This is a genomic window from Zymomonas mobilis subsp. mobilis ATCC 10988 (genome assembly GCF_000175255.2).
GTDB lineage: Bacteria > Pseudomonadota > Alphaproteobacteria > Sphingomonadales > Sphingomonadaceae > Zymomonas > Zymomonas mobilis.
The window spans coordinates 1,925,102-1,948,727 of record NC_017262.1; the positions used below are offsets into that span (position 1 = coordinate 1,925,102).

The 23,626-nt window shown below is 45.1% G+C and carries 19 protein-coding genes and 1 tRNA gene; 15 read left to right on the plus strand and 5 right to left on the minus strand.

All coding sequences use genetic code 11. The features are described from left to right. Nucleotides 1–14: 14 nt before the first annotated feature. Nucleotides 15–1,418 carry a cryptochrome/photolyase family protein gene (locus ZMOB_RS08650; protein ID WP_014501197.1) on the minus strand — a complete coding sequence of 468 codons (1,404 nt, stop codon included), beginning with the start codon at nucleotides 1,416–1,418 and terminating at the stop codon, nucleotides 15–17. A 418-nt stretch (nucleotides 1,419–1,836) separates the two neighbouring features. Between ZMOB_RS08650 and ZMOB_RS08655 the strand changes: the two genes are divergently transcribed. The 3 genes from ZMOB_RS08655 to ZMOB_RS08665 all read left to right on the plus strand — a co-directional run bounded on the left by ZMOB_RS08655 (nucleotide 1,837) and on the right by ZMOB_RS08665 (nucleotide 4,106). Beyond that, nucleotides 1,837–3,348 carry a mannitol dehydrogenase family protein gene (locus ZMOB_RS08655; protein WP_014501198.1) on the plus strand — a complete coding sequence of 504 codons (1,512 nt, stop codon included), beginning with the start codon at nucleotides 1,837–1,839 and terminating at the stop codon, nucleotides 3,346–3,348. Nucleotides 3,349–3,582: 234 nt separating this feature from the next. Further along, nucleotides 3,583–3,975 carry a hypothetical protein gene (locus tag ZMOB_RS08660; protein ID WP_011241228.1) on the plus strand — a complete coding sequence of 131 codons (393 nt, stop codon included), beginning with the start codon at nucleotides 3,583–3,585 and terminating at the stop codon, nucleotides 3,973–3,975. A gap of 54 nt (nucleotides 3,976–4,029) precedes the next feature. Beyond that, nucleotides 4,030–4,106, plus strand: a tRNA-Pro gene (locus ZMOB_RS08665). 73 nt (nucleotides 4,107–4,179) lie between these two features. Here the strand turns inward: ZMOB_RS08665 and ZMOB_RS08670 are convergent. Beyond that, complete coding sequence (locus tag ZMOB_RS08670; protein ID WP_014501199.1) at nucleotides 4,180–5,241, minus strand: TraB/GumN family protein; 1,062 nt, start codon at nucleotides 5,239–5,241, stop codon at nucleotides 4,180–4,182. Between the two features lie 330 nt (nucleotides 5,242–5,571). Between ZMOB_RS08670 and ZMOB_RS08675 the strand changes: the two genes are divergently transcribed. Further along, complete coding sequence (locus tag ZMOB_RS08675) at nucleotides 5,572–6,444, plus strand: glycine--tRNA ligase subunit alpha (protein WP_014501200.1); 873 nt, start codon at nucleotides 5,572–5,574, stop codon at nucleotides 6,442–6,444. A gap of 3 nt (nucleotides 6,445–6,447) precedes the next feature. Beyond that, complete coding sequence (gene glyS / locus ZMOB_RS08680; protein ID WP_011241225.1) at nucleotides 6,448–8,496, plus strand: glycine--tRNA ligase subunit beta; 2,049 nt, start codon at nucleotides 6,448–6,450, stop codon at nucleotides 8,494–8,496. A 381-nt stretch (nucleotides 8,497–8,877) separates the two neighbouring features. Here the strand turns inward: glyS and ZMOB_RS08685 are convergent, their stop codons facing one another. Beyond that, nucleotides 8,878–10,281, minus strand: coding sequence for a lipopolysaccharide biosynthesis protein (locus ZMOB_RS08685; protein WP_014501201.1), 1,404 nt, complete (start codon nucleotides 10,279–10,281; stop codon nucleotides 8,878–8,880). A gap of 97 nt (nucleotides 10,282–10,378) precedes the next feature. Between ZMOB_RS08685 and ZMOB_RS08690 the strand changes: the two genes are divergently transcribed. After that, entirely contained in the window at nucleotides 10,379–11,272 is an 894-nt protein-coding gene (locus ZMOB_RS08690; protein WP_014501202.1) for a glucosamine inositolphosphorylceramide transferase family protein, read from the plus strand. Nucleotides 11,273–11,319: 47 nt separating this feature from the next. Here ZMOB_RS08690 and ZMOB_RS08695 read toward each other — a convergent pair whose 3' ends face one another. Next, complete coding sequence (locus ZMOB_RS08695) at nucleotides 11,320–12,417, minus strand: NAD(P)/FAD-dependent oxidoreductase (RefSeq protein ID WP_014501203.1); 1,098 nt, start codon at nucleotides 12,415–12,417, stop codon at nucleotides 11,320–11,322. A 490-nt stretch (nucleotides 12,418–12,907) separates the two neighbouring features. Here ZMOB_RS08695 and ZMOB_RS08700 point away from each other — a divergent pair, with 490 nt between their 5' ends. Then, complete coding sequence (locus ZMOB_RS08700) at nucleotides 12,908–13,738, plus strand: porin (RefSeq protein WP_014501204.1); 831 nt, start codon at nucleotides 12,908–12,910, stop codon at nucleotides 13,736–13,738. 58 nt (nucleotides 13,739–13,796) lie between these two features. Continuing rightward, complete coding sequence (locus ZMOB_RS08705) at nucleotides 13,797–14,582, plus strand: deaminated glutathione amidase (RefSeq protein ID WP_252507331.1); 786 nt, start codon at nucleotides 13,797–13,799, stop codon at nucleotides 14,580–14,582. A 2-nt stretch (nucleotides 14,583–14,584) separates the two neighbouring features. Here the strand turns inward: ZMOB_RS08705 and ZMOB_RS08710 are convergent, their stop codons facing one another. Continuing rightward, nucleotides 14,585–15,046: an Lrp/AsnC family transcriptional regulator gene (locus ZMOB_RS08710; RefSeq protein WP_011241219.1), complete on the minus strand. Its 462-nt coding sequence runs from the start codon at nucleotides 15,044–15,046 to the stop codon at nucleotides 14,585–14,587. A gap of 200 nt (nucleotides 15,047–15,246) precedes the next feature. On the opposite strand from ZMOB_RS08710, the gene ZMOB_RS08715 reads away from it, so the two are divergent. The 7 genes from ZMOB_RS08715 (at nucleotide 15,247) to ZMOB_RS08745 (ending at nucleotide 23,619) form a co-directional block, all read left to right on the plus strand. Further along, nucleotides 15,247–15,879, plus strand: coding sequence for a LysE family translocator (locus tag ZMOB_RS08715; protein ID WP_011241218.1), 633 nt, complete (start codon nucleotides 15,247–15,249; stop codon nucleotides 15,877–15,879). 398 nt (nucleotides 15,880–16,277) lie between these two features. Beyond that, nucleotides 16,278–16,718 carry a DUF3576 domain-containing protein gene (locus tag ZMOB_RS08720; RefSeq protein ID WP_011241217.1) on the plus strand — a complete coding sequence of 147 codons (441 nt, stop codon included), beginning with the start codon at nucleotides 16,278–16,280 and terminating at the stop codon, nucleotides 16,716–16,718. 17 nt (nucleotides 16,719–16,735) lie between these two features. Beyond that, the gene (gene leuS / locus ZMOB_RS08725; RefSeq protein WP_014501206.1) at nucleotides 16,736–19,276 is read left to right on the plus strand and encodes a leucine--tRNA ligase; all 2,541 of its coding nucleotides are present in this window, start codon (nucleotides 16,736–16,738) and stop codon (nucleotides 19,274–19,276) included. Nucleotides 19,277–19,287: 11 nt separating this feature from the next. Continuing rightward, nucleotides 19,288–19,887, plus strand: coding sequence for an LPS assembly lipoprotein LptE (gene lptE / locus ZMOB_RS08730; RefSeq protein ID WP_011241215.1), 600 nt, complete (start codon nucleotides 19,288–19,290; stop codon nucleotides 19,885–19,887). Nucleotides 19,888–19,896: 9 nt separating this feature from the next. Further along, on the plus strand, nucleotides 19,897–20,910 hold the full coding sequence (holA, locus tag ZMOB_RS08735; protein WP_014501207.1) for a DNA polymerase III subunit delta: 1,014 nt from the start codon (nucleotides 19,897–19,899) through the stop codon (nucleotides 20,908–20,910). 448 nt (nucleotides 20,911–21,358) lie between these two features. Next, nucleotides 21,359–23,389, plus strand: a complete 2,031-nt coding sequence (locus tag ZMOB_RS08740; protein WP_011241213.1) for an FUSC family protein — start codon at nucleotides 21,359–21,361, stop codon at nucleotides 23,387–23,389. Next, complete coding sequence (locus ZMOB_RS08745) at nucleotides 23,386–23,619, plus strand: DUF1656 domain-containing protein (protein WP_011241212.1); 234 nt, start codon at nucleotides 23,386–23,388, stop codon at nucleotides 23,617–23,619. Before ZMOB_RS08740 ends, ZMOB_RS08745 begins: the two co-directional genes overlap by 4 nt. The last annotated feature ends 7 nt before the right edge of the window (nucleotides 23,620–23,626 follow it).

Below are 23,626 nucleotides of genomic sequence, written 5' to 3' on the forward strand. Positions count from 1 at the left end.
TTTTATAAATAAAATTAATGCGTTTCTTTCCATGCTCTCAAGGCTCTATCCCGACCTTCTTCATGGGCAATAATCGGCAGTGGATAATTGGCAGGCTGTTTATCTGCTTTCCATGGCGTATGGATAAAAGCAGTTGATACATCCGCTAATTCCTTGACCCATTCACGAATATATTGCCCATCAGGATCAAATTTTTGTGATTGTAAGATAGGATTCATTATCCTGAAATAAGGCGCAGATTCAATGCCGCTTCCTGCAACCCATTGCCAGTTTGTCGCATTACAGGCCGGATCATAATCAACCAAGGTTTGGGCGAACCATTTTTCACCCTCGCGCCAATCAATCAACAAATGTTTAACGAGGAAGGAAGCTGTCACCATTCGCAGCCGATTGGGCATGAAGCCCGTTTGCCATAACGCTCGCATACCCGCATCAATGAAAGGATATCCTGTCTGTCCTTCTTTCCAACGTTGCAAATTGTCGGAAGCCTTTTTCCAGGGCATTTTATCAAATTCAGGGCGCAAATTATGCTGATTTAAATCGGGATGCTCCCATAAAACCGACCACGCAAATTCTCTCCAGCCTAATTCTGCCAGAAATTTGCTCGTCCCTTCACCAGAACCGTTTTTTGTGACTTCATGCCATATCTGTTTTGAGGATATTTGTCCGCTTCTTAAAAAAGCTGATAGTAAAGATGTCCCATCTTTGGCAGGGAAATCCCTCTCTTTGGCATAATGCGCGAGATCATTTTCAATAAATGATTTTAACTGCTTATGAGCTTCATTTTCTCCAAAGCGATGGCTCTGCTTTAACTTGATCTTCCATGAAGAATCCTGCGTTTCCTTAGCTAAGATCGCTATATCTTTATAGCCCAAGCAATGCCGAATTTCCCTAGTGGAAAAGACCCAATTTTCAGGACAAGGCAAAACTGCCTGAATATTCATATAGCGCTGTACTGCTCGCCAATAGGCAGAAAATATTCGGAAGGGCTGCCCCTTATCGTTTTTTACAGTCCATGGCTCATTTAAAAGATTATTGGGAAAGCTTTGAACCTCAAGCCCCATAGCTCTAATTGATTTCTTTAAAATCTGGTCAGTCTCTTTCCCCTTGAAATCATATCGCCTATTCCAAAACAGCTTACAGGCATGAGATTGCTGCACAATTTCGGGGATTATTTTTTCAGCATCGCCCTCAAAAAGATGAAGTTGCCCTCCTTTTTCCTTTAATTGTCGATTCAAGGCTAAAAGGCTTTCGGCTACCCACCAATCTGCTGCGCTTTCCGTTTTTGCGTCAGCGCTTTCCTGTATGTAAAAACAGATAACAGGATTCCGACTTTGAATTGCCGCAGTGACCGCTGCATTATCACGCAGACGAAAATCATGACGAAACCATATCAAAATAGGGCGGGTATCACTCATAAATAGCGTGCTTCCATTTTTTGCGAAAAACAATCATCGATGTTTGGGGATATCTCTTAACAGCTTTTTTAAGATAACATGTCTTTCTTGCTGAAACAAAAATAGAATACCCTAAAAATAATTTATAATTTAATAAAAACACAAATATATATTAAAAATATTTACTAAATATTATTTAATATATAGAAAATAAAATTTCTAGGTTAATTATGTTTTTATTTAAAAAACTTAATTTTATAATTATGAGTTATATAATAAAATCCCAAGAGGCACTTCTGGATTTTTAAGATAATTTATATTATATAAATCTCATTCTATTCCTTGCCGGAACAATCTTTCCGGCCAAAGCTTCCTCTTCTTAAGAGAAGGATAAATCACACGCGCGTTTTGCGCCTATTACATTTCAAGGAGACAGATTATGACAGCAACCGCTGAATCAAAAACAGCTATCAAGCTTAATGAAAAAGCACTGGCAAATCTTGATCCTAAACGGGTAAAAATTTTCAAATATGACCGTTCCAAGGTGACGGCAGGTATCGCTCATATCGGGGTCGGGAATTTTCATCGCGCGCATCAGGCACGGTATATTGATGACTGCTTGGCTATTCCGGGCAATGAAAGCTGGGGGATCGTTGGCATTAGCCTCGGAGACCGCCCTTCTTCGAAAGCCAAAGCCAAAGCGATGAAAGATCAGGACTGTCTCTACACGCTGACCGAATATGATGCGAAGGGTAAGCCTTCAACCCGTATTATTGGTTCTATTATCCAATATCTCCATGCCCCTGAAGATCCTGAAACGACGATGACGATGCTGGTTGATCCGGCGATCCGTATCGTTTCAATGACCATCACAGAAGGGGGCTATCATCTGGATAGTGAAGGTAATTTCCAATCCGATGCCGAAGCCGTTCAAGCTGATTTAAAAGACCCAGAACATCCCAAGGATACCTTTGGCTATATTGTTGAAGCCTTGGCACGCCGCCGGAAAGCGGGCACGGAACCCTTCACTGTATTTTCTTGCGATAACCAACGCGGCAATGGTGATGTCGCCAAACAAGCGGTTCTGAGCTTTGCTCGATTGCGCGATCCCGAATTGGCAGAATGGATCGAAAAAAATGTCAGCTTTCCCAATAGCATGGTTGACCGGATTGCGCCGACAGTCACAGAAGAAGAAGCTGAAGCCGTCAGAAAACTTACTGGTATCGACGACCAATCGCCTGTTATTGCCGAAAATTTCTCACAATGGGTTATAAAAGACGAATTTTGTAATGGTCGTCCGCCTTTTGAAAAGGTCGGTGCCGAATTTACTCAAAATGTTGCCCCTTACGAGCATATGAAAGGGCGGATGCTTAACGCATCCCACACGGCGATTGCTCTTCCGGGGGTAGTTGCTGGCTATGAATATGTTCATGAAGCCTTGGGCGATCCTGAAATTCATCGGCTGGTTTACGACTTCATGACCAAAGATGTTATTCCGGTTACGAAAGGGCCTGATGGCATTTCTCTGACGGATTACCGTGATATGGTTTTAAGTCGTTTCAGCAATCCAGCCTTAAAAGATCAACTGGTTCGTATCGCGGGTGATAGTGCGAATAAATTGCCAACTTTCTTACTGCCTACCATTAACGAACATACCGAAGACGAAGATACCAGCAGTCGCGATTTACGTCGTATGGCCTTTATTCTGGCCTGTTTCCGTCGTTATCTTCGCGGTATTGACGATAAAGGCCATAAATTCACACCTATAGAGCCTCATATTTCCAAGGAAGAACGCGCCGAATGGGGCAGTGAAAACACCGAAGGCTTTTTGAATTGTCGTATTCTGGAATCTCTGGGGTTGGCTGATAATGAAGCCTTTGTGAAAGCCTTTAATCACGCCGTTTCCTTACTTAAACCGCAAGGGGTTTTGGGTGCGCTAAGACATCTTTAGGTCAGGCAAAAACTAGATAATCTAAAAAGGGTGTCTGTTTCGACACCCTTTTCTTTATTAAAATATCGACCAGTCAAAACCGCGATATTCTGGGGTAGATAAATATAAAATTAATCCAAAAGCGTTATATAAAGACCAACTGCTTTAGGATATTGGCCTAAGATCAATATTATAATAGCAAAAATTGGTGTTATTGCCTCCCTTGGTTATTGTGCCATAACAGGAATAGAAGCTGTGTCGGTGACTGATAAGAATGACTTGAATATCGGAACAAGCCTTCAACAGATGCAGTATATTGCTGATTTTCTTCAGAAATGGTGCGCAGAAAAACAGGCAAGACAAGCACTCGACATGCCAAACGGGCAACAATATGAGCCTTATGAAACGGAAATCTTTTCTAACGATCAGGTGAAAGAACTCAATCAAGCCTATCAAAAAGCTTCGGATCTATTGGCTTACCAACTCAAAATATTGCTAGATGAATGCCTTAATATGGCACAAGCGGGGATAGAGGTGCTTATAAAAGCCCGCCAAGCTGGTGCGTCTCCGGCTTTAGCTGCCGGAAGTTTGGCTTCTGCCATAGAAAGAGACCTGAAAAGAATGCAGTCTTTGCTGCTTTCTAAATAATATTATGCTTTTGTGATTGACTATCATCAAAAATTCATTAAGGAAGACAGCGATCGGGGAGTAGCGCAGCCTGGTAGCGCATCTGCTTTGGGAGCAGAGGGTCGCAGGTTCGAATCCTGTCTCCCCGACCATTCCTTTCTATTAAAATCTTTTTTCAGATCAGTATCTGATCGCTTCAGAAAAAAACGGCTTTTCCTTTAAAATTTAATTGGCAATTCTGACGGCATAAATTTGACGTTCTGCCAAAATTTTTCTTAAACTATGCGCGCCCCCCAAATGTCCGGCACCGACCGCCATAAAGACCGTTCCCGGTGTTTTTAGCCTATTTTCAATCCAATCCGCCCATCTTCTATTCCGGTTTTCTAAAAGAATGGTCTGTAAATGCGGAATTTGGTTTAAACTCTGGTTCACAATATTGGCGAGGCGATCTTCATCACCACCGGCCCATGCCTTTATCAACAACCGGATGATAAAAGAGCTTTGCTCGTCTTCTTCAAGGCTGGATTGCAGGAAAGATATCTGATCAGCAGAGGATAAATTAGACAGAAAAGAAAGCTGTTGTTTAAAGTCTTCTAATTCACCGATATTTTTGGCTTCGCTTTGCGCCTGCGCAATAAGGACAGGTTCTACACCCGCCATCGTTTTGATACCGCTTTTTTGATAGTGTAACAGGGTCAAAGTCACTGCGACAAACCAAGGTGAAAAGCGATCCATACTATTTTTTGCTATATGGAAATGCGCCAACTCTGCCTGAACACGCCGGTTCAAAGCAGGTGGTAGCCTTTTCTCAAGCGGTAAACCTGATTTATCAGTTGCCAATTCTGAAACAATAGCCTGCACTTGGTCTGCTGGCGGTGCTTTCGTTTCGATAACCAATTCAGAAGACTGTTCAAAAGCATCACGGACATGATTCTTGAACCAGCTATATCGTGGATCAAGCATATGAATCGTTCCGAAAAGGTAAATCGTCGTATTATTTTTGTGGATCATCCACAGGGCTGGATGCGCATCCACCACCATAGAAGATGTGGCCGCCGCTGGCGTATTCTCTGGGATATTATTATTGGCGGGCTCGGGTAATGTTTTCTTTTTTGAAGCGGTAGCGGCCTTTTGGGGTTTTACCGTTTTTTTACCGGATATTTTAACCGGTGATATTTTTTTGACCCGACTAACCGCCGGTGTTTTTAAAGGGTGAGGATGGGTATGTGCTGAAGAGGCTAACAGGGCGAATACTATCCCGATACACGATATTACCGGTGCGATCATATTATCTTCTCCTGCTATACTCTTTGGATTTACTTCTTGCTTGCACCATCGCCTATGACAAGGGGGATGACGATAATATTTGCGATTTTTAGGCTATTCTGCCTGATAAATGGCTGAATGGAAAATGGGGAGGAGCTTGTTTCACTCTGTTTTTCTTTTGAGAAAGCAAGGAAAAACAGATTTTTAACGGAATAGGCTTCAATTCTGTCCGGTTACTGGTTAGAGCGTAAAAGTTCCGTTTTCTTATCGAAAAGAGGAATAACGTGTTCTTTCCGCCGGTATATCCGGCACATATTTGTCCCTGTTACCATGGGTAACATTCGAGGAAAAATGCCAGATAGTCTGTCCTTCCAAGCCCTCATCCTGAAACTTCATGATTACTGGAGTCAGCAAGGATGCGTCATTTTACAACCTTATGATATGGAAATGGGGGCGGGAACCTTTCATCCGGCCACCAGCCTGAAAGCTCTTGGGCCCAATCCATGGAAAGCGGCCTATGTTCAGCCTTGCCGCCGTCCTGCCGATGGGCGCTATGGGGAAAACCCGAACCGGCTTTGTCATTATTATCAGTATCAGGTTATCTTGAAGCCTTCGCCTGATAATATTCAGGCGCTTTATCTAGGTTCACTGGAAGCCATCGGTATTGATCTTAGCCGACATGATATCCGCTTTGTCGAAGATGACTGGGAAAGCCCAACTTTAGGCGCATGGGGTTTAGGCTGGGAAGTCTGGTGCGATGGGATGGAGGTAACGCAGTTTACCTATTTCCAACAGATCGGTGGATTTGACTGTAAACCGGTTTCCGGCGAAATTACCTACGGCCTTGAACGTCTGGCTATGTATATACAGGGCGTTGATAACGTCTATGACCTGCGTTTTAATGATGCAGGTGTTAGCTATGGCGATGTTTTCCTTGAAAATGAACGCCAATTTTCAGCCTATAATTTTGAAGCCGCGAATACAGAAACGCTTTTCCGCTGGTTCAAAGAGGCTTCGCAAGAATGTAAAGCCTTGCTTGAACGCGAAAAACCGTTGCCTTTACCGGCCTATGATCAGGCGATCAAAGCCAGTCATATCTTTAACCTGTTGCAATCACGCGGCATGATTTCTGTAACCGAACGGCAAGCCTATATCGGACGCGTGCGGGAATTGACCAAGGCTGTTGCGGCGGCATGGATGGCCTATAACGGATGGGAGGCATAACCGATGGCTGATTTTCTGCTTGAGCTCCGTTCCGAAGAAATTCCGGCCGGTCTACAAAAAATGGCGGTTGAAAAACTGGCTGAACTTCTTTCTGCAAAATTGAAAGAAGCGGGTATCAACCCGACAAAAATCGAAAAATACGCAACGCCTCGCCGTATCGCTTTATTGATGCGCGATTTACCGGCAAAGACCGAAGCCGTTCAGGAAGAACGGCGTGGGCCTCGTGCCGACGCGCCTGAAAAAGCCTTGGCTGGTTTCTTGCGTTCAACCGGTCTTACAAAAGAAGAACTGGAATTACGCGAAACGCCCAAGGGTAATTTCTATTATGCTCATATTGAAAAGCCCGGCCAAACGCTGATTGCTTTATTGGGTGAGGCGATACCGGCTATTATCAAGACTTTTCCTTGGCCAAAATCGATGCGCTGGGGCAATTTCTCTGCCAGCAGCGAGTCCTTGCGTTGGGTCAGACCTTTAAAGGGTATTGTTGCCCTTATTGATGAGCAACTTATTCCAATCGAATTGGACGGCATCACTTCAGGTACAGAAACGAAAGGGCATCCTTTCCATCACCCTGATGTCGTCACTCTTGCCAAAGCTTCGGATTATCCCGAAAAAATGGCCGCTGCACATGTCATGATAGATTTTGATGCGCGGGTGCAGAAAATTACCGATGAGGCAAGAAAAGCTGCTCAAAAGGCGGGCTTAACCTTGATCGAAGATGCGGCCTTGGCACAAGAAAATGCTGGGCTGACAGAATGGCCAGTTCCGCTTTTGGGTCGCTTTGATGAGGCTTATCTGGCTGTGCCAAGAGAAGTCATTCAGCTCACGATGCGGACAAACCAGAAATATTTTGCCTGCACCGATCGCAACCAAGATTTGGCCGCTGTTTTCATCTGTGTTGCTGATATGGAAGCGCAAGATGGCGGTAAAGAAATCACGCAAGGCAATGAAAAGGTGCTGTCCGCCCGCCTCGCTGATGCCCGCTTCTTCTGGGAACAGGATTTAAAAATCCCGCTTGAAGATTGGCTCCCAAGACTTGATTCCGTCCTTTTCTATGAAGGTATGGGATCAGTTGGCGACAAAGCCAAACGGATCGCTCATCTGTCCGGCTATATCGCCGACCAGATCGGTGCAGACCGGAAACAGGCTGAACGGGCAGGACTTCTTGCCAAGGCTGATCTTGCTAGTAATATGGTTGGCGAATTCCCTGAATTACAGGGCGTTATGGGTGGCTATTATGCCAAAGCCGGTAATGAAGCGCCCGATGTCGTCTCCGCTGTCAGCGGCCAATATCAGGCCGAAGCTGGAGCTGGCGTTGCAGCAGCGGTTTCGCTTGCTGATCGTATCGACAGCTTGGCCTGCTTCTTTGTCCGTAATATCCGGCCTACCGGATCGAAAGATCCTTTTGCTCTCCGGCGTGCTGCGGTTCAAATTATTCAGACCATTATTGCACATCAATTGCGGTTGCCCTTAACGCCTTTATTTGAAAAAGCAGGGGCAGGCGATCAGATTGAAAGTTTGTTGGCCTTTATCACCGAACGGTTAAAGGTGCAGCAGCGTGAAGCCGGTATCCGCTATGATTTAATCGATGCCGTGCTGGCACTGGGTTACGAAGATGATGTTATTCGTCTTCTGGCAAGGGTGCAGGCATTGCAAAGCTTTATTGAAAGCGAAGACGGAAGTGATCTTCTGGCGGGCTATCGTCGGGCAGTCAATATCCTGAAGGGTAGCGAAGCCTCTGAAAAAGGCGATATCAGTCAGGAAGATATCGAACAACCTGAACAGGATTTACAAAAGGCTCTTCAGGCGATAGAAGCGCCCCTAGAACAGGCGCTGAAAGCTGAAGATTACGCCGCCGCGATGACGGCATTGGCAAGCTTACGTCAGCCGATTGACCAGTTTTTTGATAAAGTGATCGTCAATCACGATAAAGCTGGTATCCGCTCACGCCGTTTGGCGCTCTTAGAACAAATCCGCACAGCTATGCATCAGGTTGCTGATTTTTCAGTTGTTGAAGCTTTAACTATTGAAGCTTCGGGGCGTAAACGCTAAATACAATAGAGCTTACGCATTAAGGAAAGACGGTTCAGAATTTTGAACCGTCTTTTTTTATGTGTAATAATAGTTGTTCTTTATAACAAAATACCAAATTTAAAAATAAAATTATTTTTTACAATGAAATAAAAATATTCCCAATTTGGATTATTTGATTCTAAAATTAGATATTATTTTAACGCGATTTATAAAACAGATTATCTTTGATATTATTTACTGAAATAGCGTTTTTAATATTGAATTTTGACTATAAATAATATGCATCTTATTTCTCATTTTAATAATTTTATTTCAAAAAAATAGGTGCTTCTTGATCCGCTTGTGATCCGAAAATGAAGCATAGCGTATGATTCATGAATCAGAGGGCCAGCCTTAAGACTACCCTTCATCATTTTCACTTAATCGCGTGAACCATTTAACGACAGGTATGGCGCAAATAATAAGCATCAAAAAAGACGAAATGACACTGGATAATGCCGCTCCATTGATACCGGCCACGCGCATCATTCCATATAAGAATACAAAATAGCAGCCAATAATTGCGGTTCTAGCTTTAAGAACAAAGGATATCCGTTTCATCACTGTTAAAAGCGGCTCAATCGGCACAAGGCAGATATCAAACAAAGCACTACAAACCAGCAAAACTAAAATAGTTTTTTCGCCTGGCCAGCTATAATGCAACATATAGGTAAAAAGACGTTCTCCAACCAAGACCGTCAGGAAAAACACCAATAGAGAAAAGCCCAAAATAAGACCGAATATCTTTAAGGTAACAAGGCGCATACCATGCCAATCGCCCTGATCCCGAAAACGAATAAATTCAGGATATAGGGTAGGGATCATCATCTGGGCTGGTTTGGATAAACCGTTACTAATCTGGCGCGCGACCCGATAGACAGCGGCTTCCCCAGCCCCCAGTGAACTACCAATAGCAAGGGTGCCACCCTGCTGGAAAATGGAGTCTAGGATTTCATTAAAACTGACGCTTAAAGTGAATTTCCACATCCCTTCAACGGGCGTTTTTCTCTGAAATATTTTTCTTATCGGAAAAGCTCGTTCCGTATATTGGTGAAAGAGATAAATGCCAGCGTAACTACAGGTGACAAAAAGCGTGAATTGCGTCAGGCACCATATAAACAAAAAATACCCCAAAGGCATATGAAGCCAATAACCAATGCCACAACCTCCGGTTCTGACGCAGGTCGTAATAAATTCATAAATAGTGACCAGTTTAAAGCGGTTACACAGCCGCAACATCCCGGTTGACCAGCCGATATTCATAAAAAGTATAATCAGCATACAAAGCAAGGCATCTGGCTTGACCTCGGCAGGCCATCCCAATCTTGAAGTGCCTAAAATCAAGATACCGCCTAACCCTACCAACATACCTATCGCCGCACTAAAAAAATCGGCTCTGATGCAAAAGGCAAGGACATCATCAAATTGGTTAAAATCTTTTTCCTGAAAAGCTTTTGAACCGTAATGCAGCAAGGTTTGCCATGACTGAAAACGGGTAATATCCGAAATCAGGGTAGCAAAAGTCGTAATCAAAAGCATGACACCAAACAGGTTCAATCCCAATGTCTGGGATGTCCATGCGACATAGACAAAACTGCATACCGCATTCAAAACACGGCCTGTAATCAGAATGCCGGTATTGCCAATAATACGGGAAAAGACAGATCGGGATTTCTGGGGCATGATATCCAAACAGGCATCACTGACAGAAAGGCAGTCAAAGGTCAGTCTTGCCTTAATAAAAAGGGTCTTTTGATAGCCCATCTTTTAAAGAAGGCTATTTCATAAGCAATATCTATATTGTTAATAACGGTATCGCTTATAATAGATCATATTTTCAAAATAGGCTGAAAGCATATTGATGGGTATCAGAAAAGATCTATGGAAAATTTTCCTTGTAAAACAGCCTATTACCGAGATTTTGCAGTCTTCTAAAATCCGCGGCGAAATACTCGATATTACCCGCGATCTGAATTTCTATTGCTTTTCTGCGGATCCCTTTGGCTTCGAAAAAGACAATACTCTTTATGTTTTTTCCGAATATTATGATTACAGGAGCCGTAAAGGGGTCATCGAATGTCAAAGCTTTAATAAAGAGTTACAGCTTCTTTCTCAAAAAACGGTGCTTTCTGAAGATTGGCACCTATCCTATCCCTATGTTTTTGAAGCCGATAACCAAATCTATATGCTGCCAGAGGCTTCCCGTAATCATAAACTGACGCTTTATCATGCCATATCTTTTCCTGATCATTGGGAACGGCTCTGCGATATAGATTTGGGGGGCGATATCGCCATTGATGCTACGCCGGTTTTCCATGATGGCATGTGGTGGTTATTCTATATGTCGGGATATGCCAAAGCCCGTAAGAAGCAAGAACTTCATGCCGCCTATGCTCGTGAACTAACCGGAAAATGGACAGTTTACAAAAACAATCCGGTCATTGAAGGGTTTGCCTATAGTCGTCCCGGTGGAAGTGCTGTTATCAACAAAGAGGGCAAATTAGTCCTGCCGGTTCAAGATTGTGTAACAACCTATGGCCGTGCTGTCCGCTCTTTATTATTCGATCATTTAAGTCCTGATTTAATACAATACTCGGTTGGAAAAGCGATCGATATTCCGGCTTCTTTGTCACCCTATACCGAGGGGATGCATACCCTATCTGCTATCGGGGATATGACTCTTATAGACGCAAAGAAAACCGATCTTTCATTAAAAGGCATCGGGTTACAAATCATAAGAGAATTCAAGAAATAAACCTCATACAGACTATAATTGTCTGTATGAGGCCTATTCAACAGAAATTAGCGAAAGCGATTAGGGCGATAGCGCGTCGGATCGACCTCTGCCATCCAGTCAGGCAGCTCTTCGCCTAATAACAGGCAAGCTGCCAACATTGATCCCGCAACCGAGGTCTGAATACCAAAGCCACCCTGTCCGGCACACCAAAAGAAGCCTTCTGCCAATGGATCTGCACCATAGACGGGGGCTCGATCAGGTGAAAAACTGCGTAATCCAGCCCAGCAGCGTTCTACCTTTTCAATTTTCCAGTCGGCGGCTTTGCTAAAACGATCAATAGCCAAGGCGATATCGATTTCTTCCGGCGCGACATCTGCCGGAGCTTGGGCGTGTTCATCATGAGGGGTCAACCAAATACGATTACCGTCTTCCGGCTTGAAATAGAAACGGGTCAAGGCATCCATGATCAACGGCATTTCTGCCGGTGGGGTAGGGGAAACCTGCAACTGAATCATGGTGCGACGATATGGCGTAATGACAATGGGCAAAGCCCCTGCCAATGCGGCTACTTCGCTCGCCCATGCACCGGCTGCATTGACAACCCGTTTGGCTTTGAATTCATCGCGTGTTGTTTTGATCTGCCAATAACCATCCAGACGTTTAAGGCCTGTCACGCGATTATAGGTTTTTAAATGGGTGCCACTTTTCTGGGCAATGGATAGAAAATGGGCATGCAAAGCACCGACATCGATATCTTCACAACTGCCTTCTTTTAAACCTAGATCCCAGCCTTCTTTCAGACGACCACCTGTCGCTTCGATGTCTTTACGATCAAGAGGCGTTAAAACAACTGACGTATCGGCAAAATTGTCTTGTAGCTGTTTTAAGGCTTCCAGACCGTCTTTATCGGCAACATGAGCGATCCCGCGCGGTGACAAAAATCCACCGGCCTTCAATTTCGGGCCCGTTGCGCTGGTAAGCGGCTGAACAGCGGGGCCTCCATAGGTTTCTGACCAAAAGGCGGCCGACCTTCCCGTTGCATGATAACCGGGGGCAGATTCTGCCTCCAATAGTAAGATATTGGCCTTATCTCCAAGCATAGCTGCCAAACCAGCGCCGGCAATTCCGCTTCCGATAATGGCGATATCGAAAATTTCTGACATTCTTTTCTCCATCTCGACCATTCGGACGGGATATGTGACCCCAGCCTGATCTTAAAAAATCGGCTGTCGATCTCATATCTCGACAAACAAGGGTTTCATTGCCATCTTGGAGTAAAAATAGGAAGGAAAGTTATTATTCTCGAATAGCTGTTCACTTAAAAAACAGCCTTTGACGATTAGAATGATTCTGAGTCCAATCGCTTGTTGCGATAAGAAATTTTCAAAAATAAGCGATAAAATAGATTAAAAATTCAAAAAATATACAAAATTTTTATTTAAATTTTAAATTCTATCTTGGAAATATTAAAAAATTATTAAAAATAACAGAAATATCCAATATTTTATAAATTGTGCTATATTTACAGTGCAGTTGAGCCACAGTTTGATGTTTTTCTATAAAAGTAAAGTGAGAATCCCCTTATAAATATAGAAAATATATCAATCTTTAGTTAGAAAGTTTTCATTCGGATAAGGGGATAAAAATCAGACAATGACATGGGGCAAGCTTGATATCGGCTTGACGAGGGGGAAGAAGACCTTTGCATATGCATTGGGGGGATGCTTTTTATCTTTTTTCCTTCAGCCGATGGCGATAGCTGCACCTGCATCGCTTATTGGACCACCACGTCCTGAAGTTTCTTCCAGCCGTGGTTTGCAGCCGGTTCGGGTTATGCACAGCCGCCATTCTGAATCGAAAGAAGGCAATCGCCTCTTGGGGCGGGTAAGCAGTAACGCGCCGATTGGTTCTTTTACGCCGTCTATCGGTGATCCACGCTTGGCCGCTGCCTTTGCCCAATCTTCGAATAATGGCTTGTCATCTGGTTTCCAATTTACGCCCTCCTCGGTTCCGGGGCATAAGCGGGCTGTCACCGTTGCAGTTCGGACGCATATTCTTCCTCCGACCGGCGAGAAAAACGGAACGCCCCAGAGCTTAAGTATTTCTCCGAATACCGCTTACAATATGGGGGCATCCCTCAGCTGGAAAGAATTCACGCTGAATGGTGATGTCGGTCATATCAATGATGGTCCCATTATAGGCGGCCGTGATGCTTTTGATGTTGGGGTGAATTATACCCATCACAATTGGTCAACACGGTTACAGATGAATGCTGCCCATAATAGCGGCGAAAGGGCAAACGCCATCGGGGATAATAGCAATTATTCTCTTGATGTCGCTGGATCTTATATGATTAACCATCGCTTCCAGATTTCCGGTGGCCTTCGTTATACGATGCAACGGAATAGCCATATTGTGCCTTCTGCCCCTGATGTCCAAAGGGATGGGCAGGCTGTTTATCTGGGTACCAGTTTTAATTTCTGATATATTCTAAGCTGTTCAAAAGAGCAGAATAACCAATAAGGGAGTTTTTCCTTTGAAAGTGGCGCTGGGGCAATTTGCCGTTCAGCCTGATTGGCATGAGAATCTCGACATCTGTTTTGACTTGATCAAACGGGCAGCAGGAAAACAAGCTGACCTGCTTGTGTTGCCAGAAGGTATTCTGGCACAGGATATGGCTGACCCCGATCTTATCCCCAAAACGGCACAACCGCTCGATGGGGCTTTTATTACGCGTTTGGCAGCGGAAACTCTGAAATATCCCACGTTGACGATTGCAGGCTGCTTGCCCATCCCCGATGGGAAAGACCGATTTTATAACACGCTCTTAGTGATTAAAAATGGGCAGATCATTGCCCAATATCGGAAATTGCATCTGTATGATGCCTTTTCTCACCAAGAATCCCGCTCAATTACCGCTGGTGACAGTCTGCCTCCTTTGGTCGAAATTGCTGGATTCAAGGTTGGCTTGATGATCTGTTATGATCTTCGCTTTCCTGAATTAGCTAGACGCCTTGTGCTGGAAGGTGCCGATGCACTTATTCTACCCGCAGCTTGGGTCAAAGGTTCAGGGAAAGAAGCGCATTGGGATATTCTGGTCAAGGCCAGAGCTTTGGAAAATACCTGCTATATGATTGCGGTCGGGGAATGTGGCCAACGCAATATCGGAAATAGCATGGTTGTTGATCCGCTAGGCGTTGCCATTGCAAGGGCAGGGGAGGAGCCCGCCCTGATTATGGCTGAACTCTTCCACAAACGGATTGCTCATGCACGGGACATCTTGCCCGTGCTTCATAATCGCCGTTTCCTGCCCCCCAAATTTATCTAGGGTCAGAAAACGGGGTAAGACGCTTTTTTTCCTTGGAAAATATCCTTCATCACGATGGTCGAGGTCAATTTCTTGACACAGGACAGGGACGATAACTGTTCGTCATATAATTTCTGAAAAGAAGACAGATCCTTCGTAATAATGTGAAGGATATAGTCAGGCGTCCCGAATAATCTTTCAGCGCTGATGACTTCGGGAATCGTCAATAAAGCATCTTCAAATATTTGAACGAGCTGTTTGTTGCTTTCGGATAAGGTCACAAAAACAATCGCCGAAAAAGTCAGACCTAGCTTTCTGTAATCGATGCAGGCGCGATAACCCTGTATCGCACCGGATTTTTCCAAAGCATGCACCCGCCTATGACAAGGTGAGAGACTAAGACCGATTCTGTCAGCCAATTCAGTCAGAGTCAGGCGGGCATCACTTTGCAGTTCAGCAAGTATTTTTCGGTCTATTTGGTCCATGTGAAAAAATATACCTCACAATCTCGCTAACAAGCAATAAATTAGAAAGATATTGCGCTCTGTCAGGGATATTATCCCGCCTAACAGCGGTTAAGGGGGATTTTCTCGCTTCAATAGCCCTCTTTCCCCTGAAATTTTTCAAAATATTCGGATGGTCTTTTTTCAAGGCGTTTCGCCTTGGATCTCAAGGAGATAAAAATATGCCAATAGAAATATTGGTTGCTTTTTGGGCTGTTTCTGTTCTTTTTGTTGTGATTCCGGGGGCTGATTGGGCATATGTCCTTTCTGTTGGCACCAATCATAAATCGATTGTCGCGGCTGTTTTCGGCTTAGTGCTGGGCTATGTTGCGGCGACTATTCTTGTTGCTATCGGTGCCGCCGCCTTAATTGCCAAAACGCCTTTTGCTTTGGACTTTCTCACTTGCGCAGGCGCTATTTATCTTTTCCTCTTAGGCATTGGCCTGTTGCGCCATCCGCCTGTCTTACAAGATGAGACTTTCTCCGTTGCTCAGAAAGCCAGCTATAGCCAGTGGATTAAAAAAGGCTTTTGTGTCAGCGGGTTAAATCCCAAAATGTTTCTCTTTTTTCTGATGTTCTTACCGCAATTTACATCGGCAAAAGCCGACTGGCCTTTTTCAATTCAGATTTTGGCCTTAGGTATCGTCCATACTTTCAATTGTGGCAGCATTTATCTACTGATCGGCTTTCTGGCGCGGGCTTTGCTGAAAAAATATCCGCATATCAATCTAGCACTCAGCCGTTTTTCAGCCGTTTCCATGATGACGATATCCATCATCCTGTTGGTAGAACGGTATATTCTTGGTGAAATGTAACGCGCCTCAAAAGGAATGTCGGAATATCCCAATCCCCAAGATTTTTTGGTAAAAAACTTTCTTTCGAAGGTCTAACCGTTTTTGATGACACGCGTTAAAAGAACACGCCTTATAAAATAAATGCGCTGTTTCGATGAAAACGCCATAGGAAACAGGGCAAAATGCGCTATGGAGTAGGAAGGCTTTGGCTAATTGACAGCCTCGCCTGACATATCATCCGGTTCTATTTACATAGGCTCTTCGGATACTATCCTTCATATTCGATATAGGTTTCATCCTATATCCGGTTGAAAATTTTTGGAAACAGTCGCTTGATGCGTTCTTCCTCTTGCTAGGAATAGAAGAGCATTTATAAGCAAAGCGGTCATACCGCCATTATTCTTGGGGATTGTTATTTTATGCCTTGTCGCCGCTTTTTGACTCTTTTTATGGCTGTTGCCATTTTACCTTTGGCTGCTTGTGGACATGGTAAGCAAAAGAAAGTTGCGGGTATGGCACCTTCAAGAGTAACCACCATCGGCATTAATGCGTATATCTGGCGGGCAGCCTTGGAAACTTTTTCCTTTATGCCCCTGATTCAGACCGATGCGAATGGCGGTGTTATTATTACCGATTGGTATGTTAATCCGGCCAGTCCCAATGAACGGATGCGGGTGGCTGTTGCCATTTTCGGAGATGATCTTCGCGCTGATGCCTTACGGGTTTCTGCATCCCGCCAGATATTGCGGGAAGGCGTCTGGGTCGATGATCCTGTAGATGCCAGCACGATACAAAAACTGGAAGATGTTGTGCTGACCCGTGCCCGCGATCTCCGTCGGACAGCTATGTCCGGTGAATAAGAAAAGGTTTTCGATTGATGAGTGAGTCTGGTTTTTCCCAGCGTTTTAATCCGCATGTAGTTGATGGCCGCTGGCAAAAAAAATGGGAAGAAAGCGGCTGCTTCCACGCGAAAGACAATTCAGACCGGCCACATAGCTATATTCTCGAAATGTTTCCGTATCCTTCGGGGCGGATTCATATGGGACATGTCCGTAACTATACCATGGGCGATGTGCTGGCGCGTTATTACCGGATGAAAGGCCATGAAGTCCTGCACCCGATGGGGTGGGATGCTTTCGGTATGCCTGCTGAAAACGCTGCGATGGAACGGAAAATCCATCCGCGTGAATGGACGATGTCTAATATTGCGACGATGCGGGAACAGTTAAAACGCATTGGTTTTGCTATCGATTGGAGCCGTGAACTCGCGACCTGCGAACCGTCCTATTATGGCCAAGAGCAAGCCTTGTTCCTTGACCTTTACAAGGCTGGCCTCGTTTATCGCAAAGAATCGGCAGTTAACTGGGATCCCATTGATAATACGGTGCTCGCCAATGAACAGGTGATTGATGGGCGCGGCTGGCGTTCCGGTGCCTTGGTTGAAAGAAAAAAACTCAATCAGTGGTTCTTAAAGATCACCGAATTTGCGGATGATCTTCTTGATGGCCTGAAAGACCTCGATCAATGGCCTGAAAAAGTCCGGTCGATGCAGGAAAACTGGATCGGTCGCAGTCAGGGCATGCAGTTTCATTTCAATTTTGAAGTGGCACCGGAAGGCTTTGACAAAATCGAAGTCTTTACCACGCGCCCCGATACGCTTTTTGGTGCCAGCTTTGTCGCTATTGCTTGCGATCATCCGATCGCCAAAGCCTTGGCAGAAAAAACCGCAGCTCTTCCCGAATTTATCGCCGATTGCCAGAAAATGGGCACCGCCGCGGAAGATATCGAAACCGCCGAGAAAAAAGGCTTCGATACTGGCCTGTCACTTGTTCATCCGCTGAATCCTGAATTAAAATTGCCGCTTTTTGTCGCCAATTTCGTTCTGATGGATTACGGCACGGGGGCAGTGTTCGGCTGTCCGGCGCATGATCAGCGCGATCTTGATTTTGCGCTGAAATATAACCTGCCGGTTAAACGGGTCGTTGCGCCTTCCGAAGCTGAAAGCAACGAAGCCATTGGCGACAAAGCTGACACCCGCGCGGGCATTATAGTCAATTCGTTTTTCCTCGATGGTCTTTCCAGCGAAGAAGCTAAAAAAACGGTTATTGCTCGCGCCGAAAAAGAAGGCTGGGGTAAAGGCACCACGGTTTTCCGGTTAAGAGACTGGGGCGTTTCTCGTCAGCGCTATTGGGGTACCCCAATACCGATTATCCATTGCGATAGTTGTGGCGCGGTTCCGGTTCCCAAAGATCAATTACCGGTTACCTTACCTGATGACATCAATTTCGATAAACCGGGCAATCCGCTGGAACGTCATCCGACATGGAAGAATGTCACTTGCCCGAAATGTGGGAAGCCTGCCCGTCGGGAAACGGATACGCTTGACACTTTCGTCGATTCTTCATGGTATTTCATTCGTTTCGCCAGTCAGCCAGATGACAAACCTTTTGATAAAGCAACCGCTGAAAAATGGTTGCCAGTCGGGCAGTATATCGGCGGCGTAGAACATGCCATTTTGCATCTTCTTTATGCCCGTTTCTGGACACGCGCCTTACAGTCTATTGGACGGCTTGATATCAAAGAGCCTTTCACCGGTCTGTTTACTCAAGGCATGGTAACCCATGAAACCTATAAAGACCCCGAAGGCCATTGGCTGTCACCCGAACAGATTCATAAAGATGAAGCGGGTATCTTCTTAACAGAATCCGGCGAAAAAGTGACCGTCGGCCGCGTTGAAAAGATGTCCAAATCGAAAAAGAATGTGGTCGAACCGGCGCCTATTCTCGACCAATACGGGGCGGATGCGGTGCGTTGGTTCATGCTTTCCGACAGCCCGCCCGAACGTGATCTGGCTTGGACAGAAGCCGGTATTGAAGGCTGCTGGCGCTTTATGCAGCGTTTGTGGCGTGTCGCTGCTATCGCAAGCGAAGAGGCTTCCGCTGGAATCGACAAGGATTTACAGCATCGCCTTCATTGCTCGATAAAAGAAGTTGGCGAAGCCATCGAAGGCCTGTCTTTCAATAAAGCCATCGCCAAGATTCATGATCTGGTCAATGCGATCGAAAAAGCCAAGGCTTCAGCAACCCGCAAGGAAGCTGCTTTGACTTTATTCCGCTTGGTAGCTCCGATGGTGCCGCATCTTTCGGAAGAAGCATGGCATCTTCTGGAGAAAGAAGGTTTTGTTGCCGAAGCCAGTTGGCCTGAATTTGATCCGGCACTGACGGTCGAAGACGAAATAACTATTGCCGTTCAGGTCAATGGTAAATTAAGGGACACCTTAACCGTCGCTCGGGATATGCCCAAGGATGAAGCCGAAAAATTGGCATTGGCTTCGGAAAAAGTGATTAAAATGTTGGAAGGCCGCTCACCGAAAAAAGTGATCGTTGTGCCTAACCGACTGGTCAATATTGTCGCGTAAAGGCCTGAATAATGGATTTTAGCAAACCGTCCAGATTAGCACTTCTGTTGTTTCTTTGCATGCCACTGCCTGCTTGTGGCCTGCATCCTCTTTACAAGGGGGGCAAATCTGGTCCGGTTGCTAAAACCCTAGGTGCCGTCCATGTTGCGTCGATCCCCGGAAAACCGGGCTATTTGTTACATGGGGCGTTGCAAGACCGACTTATGCCAGAAAATGGCCTGCGTCCTCGTTATCAACTAGAAGTTGAAGTTGACGATCACATCGAAGGTTTGGGTGTCAGACGAGATAACACGGTCAACCGTGAAAGACGGACATTGCGGGCGCGTTATCGTTTGATTGATCTTCGCGATAATCAGGTCGTTGTTGATGCCACGGCTTCATCGGACTCTGGTATTGACGTGGTCAGTTCCGAATATGCAACTATCGCGGCAGAAGATACTGCCCTTGAGCAGATCACTGAAAATGTGGCCGATCAGATTGTAACCCATTTGGCGCTTTACGCCGAAAGACGCGACAAAGCCGATCATCTTCCGAATGCGGCTACGCCAGCCCCCTCTGAAACGCCGCATAATCAGGCGGTTCAGGCTGTCAAACCGCAAAATATTTCCTAAAGAAAGTTAGTGAAAAGTAACCGCTCACAAATTGATGCTGCTATTGCGGCTATTGGCCGCGGGCAGAATGCTGTTATTCTTCTCTACGGGCCCGATATCGCACAATCTCGCGCCATCGCTGACCAAATGAACCGCTTTCCTGAAATTGAAAAAATAGAAATTTCAGGGGCGGTACTCAAAAATGATCCGGCTATTTTAACGGATGAAGCGGCGGCGATTTCTCTCTTCAGTGCCGCACGTTATCTTCGGGTGGAAGCAAGTGGCGACGAAATTCTGGCTGCGCTTCAATTATTGATAGATATTCCAGCTATCAATAATTCGGTAATTATTGTCACAGGTAATCTCAAACGAGAATCCAAACTCCTGAAACTAGCTTTGGCTGATAAAAAGATATTGGCCTGTGCGAGTTATCTTCCCGAAGGAGAGAATGCCAACCGTCTAGTTATAGCACTTGGGGAAGAAAAAGGCCTGCGGATCAGGCCGGATATCGCGCAAAAACTGGCGATATATGCAGAAAATAATCGGGCATTACTGGTCTCTGAAATTGAAAAATACGCCCTCTATCTCAATAGTGACAAAAATAACCCTCAAGAATTGACCCATGAGGTTATCAGCTTGATTGGGGCTGATAACAATGAAGGCAATTTGGCACGCTTGACGGGAATATTCTTTTCAAAAAATACAGCGCTTCTTGAGCAAGAATTAGCAAGCCTTTCAGATGTCGGGATTGAACCGATCCTACTTATTAGGGTTTTGTTGCGTCGAGCCTTACTGCTGGCTGATTTAGCTGGATTACTGTCAAAAGGGCTTTCGATTCAAAAGGTCATCGAATCTGCTGGCCGAAAAATTTTCTGGAAAGAAAAGGGCGAAATCGCCAAAGCCTTATCTCTCTGGCGGATTCATCAAATCAACCAACTTATTACTTTTCTGGTTTCTCTGGAATGTCAGATAAAACAGGGAAAGATGATTGGGGCATTTTATGTGGAACAGCAATTATTGCTATTGATAAGTCGTCTTTCATAAAAGTTTTATTTATTTAATAATTTAAATTAAAATAATAATTTTATATATCATTATATAATTTTCATTCTCTCTATTTTTTTGTAAATTATCAATCGAAAATATCACAAGGATGGTTTCAATAAATTATACCATTCTAAACCGCCCTAATTTTAGGGCTTTACAGCTTTTCTTTTTAAAAAAGACCTATCAAACACAATTTTTTAAGCCCTACAACGCTTTCCTGCCACTAAATTTAAGTGACTGTATAAAACCACTGGATTAAAGGGGGGGGAGAGGACTAGGAAGATTTTTATTCCCTATTTTTTTACAAATAGGCATAAAACGCTTTTCTTAACAGGTGATGTCTGCCCGATTATGTATGATATGACCGTTTTACACTATAAACATTGCACAAGGGTAAAGGACAGGCCACTGCGCCTATCGACTCTTGCTATGATAGGCGACTGCGATGCTGTTTAATTTACGGCAGGCAGCTTTTGCGCTTAATTGTTATATAGCTGCAATGCTCGGCCTCTATGTCTCTATGCGGATTGGGCTTGAACGTCCTTTCTGGGCGATGACGACTGTCTATATCGTCAGTCATCCCCTTACGGGGGCTATACGTTCTAAATCATTTTATCGCGTCATTGGTTCCTTCCTTGGCGCTACTTTTGTTCTGGCCGTTGTGCCAAAATTTGATAATGCGCCCCTTTTTCTCTGTATGATTTTAGGGCTGTGGGCGTCTTTTTGTATTTTTATTGTTGTTCTCGACCGCTCACCGCGCTCTTATATTTTCTTTCTTGGTATCGTTACGGCCTCTGTTATCGGCTTTCTTAGCGTAGAAAACCCTATCAATGTTTTCCATATAGCCTCTCTTCGACTTCAGGAAATCTGCTTTGGGGTTGTATCGGCAGGCTTTGTTCATTCCGTGCTTTTTCCCCATTCCGTCAGTAATCTTTTATCGCGTCAATTGGATCAGATTCTCCATGATTGCGAACGCTGGGCTAACCATGCCTTGGCCGGAGATATGACGGATATTGATGCGAAAGACCGCCAAAATCTGACCGTTGACCTTACCAATGTCCATTTCCTTGGGACACATATCCCCTATGATACAGCGGGATTGCGGCCAACGCGTATGGCTTTGGCCGCGGTTCAGGATCAGATTATTCTTTTGATGCCTGTTATCGCCGCTATGGAAGATCGAACAAGAGAAATTGACGATGCAGGCGGTATGTCGGAAGAGATTACCGCCTATGTCGAATCTGTTCGGCAATGGGTCGCAGATCCCCCCGTTGATGATGCGGCAGAAGCCAGTCGTTTGATTGCGCGCGGCAATGCCTTGGGTGAAAAACTAAAGGTTGAAAATTGGCGCGAACTGCTCGAGCTGAATATGATCGGGCGACTGCGTCATTTGATCGAAGCCTTGCAATCGACCCGTTTGCTGGTCGAAGCCGTCAGCCATCCAGAAGATCATCCACCCGCCATGATTGCCGCTTTAAGTAGCGCCCATCGCGTTCGCTCAATGCATCGCGACTATGGTATGGCCGCTTTAACCGCTTTGACATTGTTTATGGTCATTATGGCCTCATCCATTTTCTGGATCATGACCAGTTGGCCAAATGGTTCGACCGGTTGCCTTTTGGCGGCGATGTCATTCGGTCTGTCGGCCCAGGCAGGTGACCCTGTTAAACAACAAGGGCATTATCTCCTCGGGGCTGTCATCGGGGTGATTGTCGCTGGTTTTTATGTGTTTGCCATCATGACACAAATTCATGAATTTGAATTGGTCATGCTGACGATGTTCCCTGTGCTGTTTATTATCGGCTATCTTACTGCCGATCAGAACTACCTGCCGATTGTTCGACCCTTTATGGTTGTCTTCAACCTAACAATGGCAATCCATCCGGCTTATTCTGCCGATTTCGAGCTTTATTTTAACAATGGTTTGGCCATTATTACCGGCTGCGGCATCTCCCTTGTCGGTTTCAAAGTAATGCGCGTTATCGGTGCCGATGTGATGGTCAGAAGGCTTCTGCAATCTGGGTGGCGTGATCTTTCGGCAACCTTAAAACGACCGGGCGCGCCCGATATCGTTGATTGGTCAAGCCGTATGCTCGATCGTATCGGTCTTATGGCACCGCGCGTTTCAGCAACAGGGACAGATCAGAATGTTATCCGCGATGATGGTATTCGCGATTTGCGTATCGGTATCTGTATGCTGCGCTTGCGGCAGCTGGCTGCTCGTGTTGATGAAAATGTCCGTCATCAAATATCCACTTTGGCGCAAGCCATTGCTGGCTATTATGACGAATTGTCACGGTCACCGAATGCTGAATCTTCGGATATCATTTTGACAGATATCGATCGTGTTATTGATAGCTTTGTGGATCTACATAATTCAATCGATCGCCGCGAAGGGCTGACCGCCTTGGTCAGCTTACGTCGCAATATGTTTCCTGATGCACCAGGGTTCATAAAACAACGGAGTCCGGCATGATAACGGGAGAATTTGATATTGTGGGTGTTTATATGCACCCACTTGTCGTAGGCGCCGCTATTGCGATCATGATTACTCAGCTTCTTACTTTGTTGCTCAGTAAACTAAATCTTTATCGTTTCGTCTGGCATCGCGGTTTATTTGATACCGCAATGCTGATCGTTGTTTGGGGTATAATTACCGGCTATATTGCTGTGGCCGGTAACCCTATGGCTTTTTTTCGCTTGTAGGGGGAGG

Excerpts from the sequence above, each read along its gene's own strand:
- ZMOB_RS08650 (WP_014501197.1), bottom strand. The coding sequence starts at position 1,418 with ATGAGTGATACCCGCCCTATTTTGATATGGTTTCGTCATGATTTTCGT.
- ZMOB_RS08655 (WP_014501198.1), top strand. The coding sequence starts at position 1,837 with ATGACAGCAACCGCTGAATCAAAAACAGCTATCAAGCTTAATGAAAAA.
- ZMOB_RS08670 (WP_014501199.1), bottom strand. The coding sequence starts at position 5,241 with ATGATCGCACCGGTAATATCGTGTATCGGGATAGTATTCGCCCTGTTA.
- ZMOB_RS08675 (WP_014501200.1), top strand. The coding sequence starts at position 5,572 with ATGCCAGATAGTCTGTCCTTCCAAGCCCTCATCCTGAAACTTCATGAT.
- glyS (WP_011241225.1), top strand. The coding sequence starts at position 6,448 with ATGGCTGATTTTCTGCTTGAGCTCCGTTCCGAAGAAATTCCGGCCGGT.
- ZMOB_RS08685 (WP_014501201.1), bottom strand. The coding sequence starts at position 10,281 with ATGGGCTATCAAAAGACCCTTTTTATTAAGGCAAGACTGACCTTTGAC.
- ZMOB_RS08690 (WP_014501202.1), top strand. The coding sequence starts at position 10,379 with ATGGGTATCAGAAAAGATCTATGGAAAATTTTCCTTGTAAAACAGCCT.
- ZMOB_RS08695 (WP_014501203.1), bottom strand. The coding sequence starts at position 12,417 with ATGTCAGAAATTTTCGATATCGCCATTATCGGAAGCGGAATTGCCGGC.
- ZMOB_RS08700 (WP_014501204.1), top strand. The coding sequence starts at position 12,908 with ATGACATGGGGCAAGCTTGATATCGGCTTGACGAGGGGGAAGAAGACC.
- ZMOB_RS08710 (WP_011241219.1), bottom strand. The coding sequence starts at position 15,046 with ATGGACCAAATAGACCGAAAAATACTTGCTGAACTGCAAAGTGATGCC.
- ZMOB_RS08715 (WP_011241218.1), top strand. The coding sequence starts at position 15,247 with ATGCCAATAGAAATATTGGTTGCTTTTTGGGCTGTTTCTGTTCTTTTT.
- ZMOB_RS08720 (WP_011241217.1), top strand. The coding sequence starts at position 16,278 with ATGCCTTGTCGCCGCTTTTTGACTCTTTTTATGGCTGTTGCCATTTTA.
- leuS (WP_014501206.1), top strand. The coding sequence starts at position 16,736 with ATGAGTGAGTCTGGTTTTTCCCAGCGTTTTAATCCGCATGTAGTTGAT.
- lptE (WP_011241215.1), top strand. The coding sequence starts at position 19,288 with ATGGATTTTAGCAAACCGTCCAGATTAGCACTTCTGTTGTTTCTTTGC.
- ZMOB_RS08740 (WP_011241213.1), top strand. The coding sequence starts at position 21,359 with ATGCTGTTTAATTTACGGCAGGCAGCTTTTGCGCTTAATTGTTATATA.
- ZMOB_RS08745 (WP_011241212.1), top strand. The coding sequence starts at position 23,386 with ATGATAACGGGAGAATTTGATATTGTGGGTGTTTATATGCACCCACTT.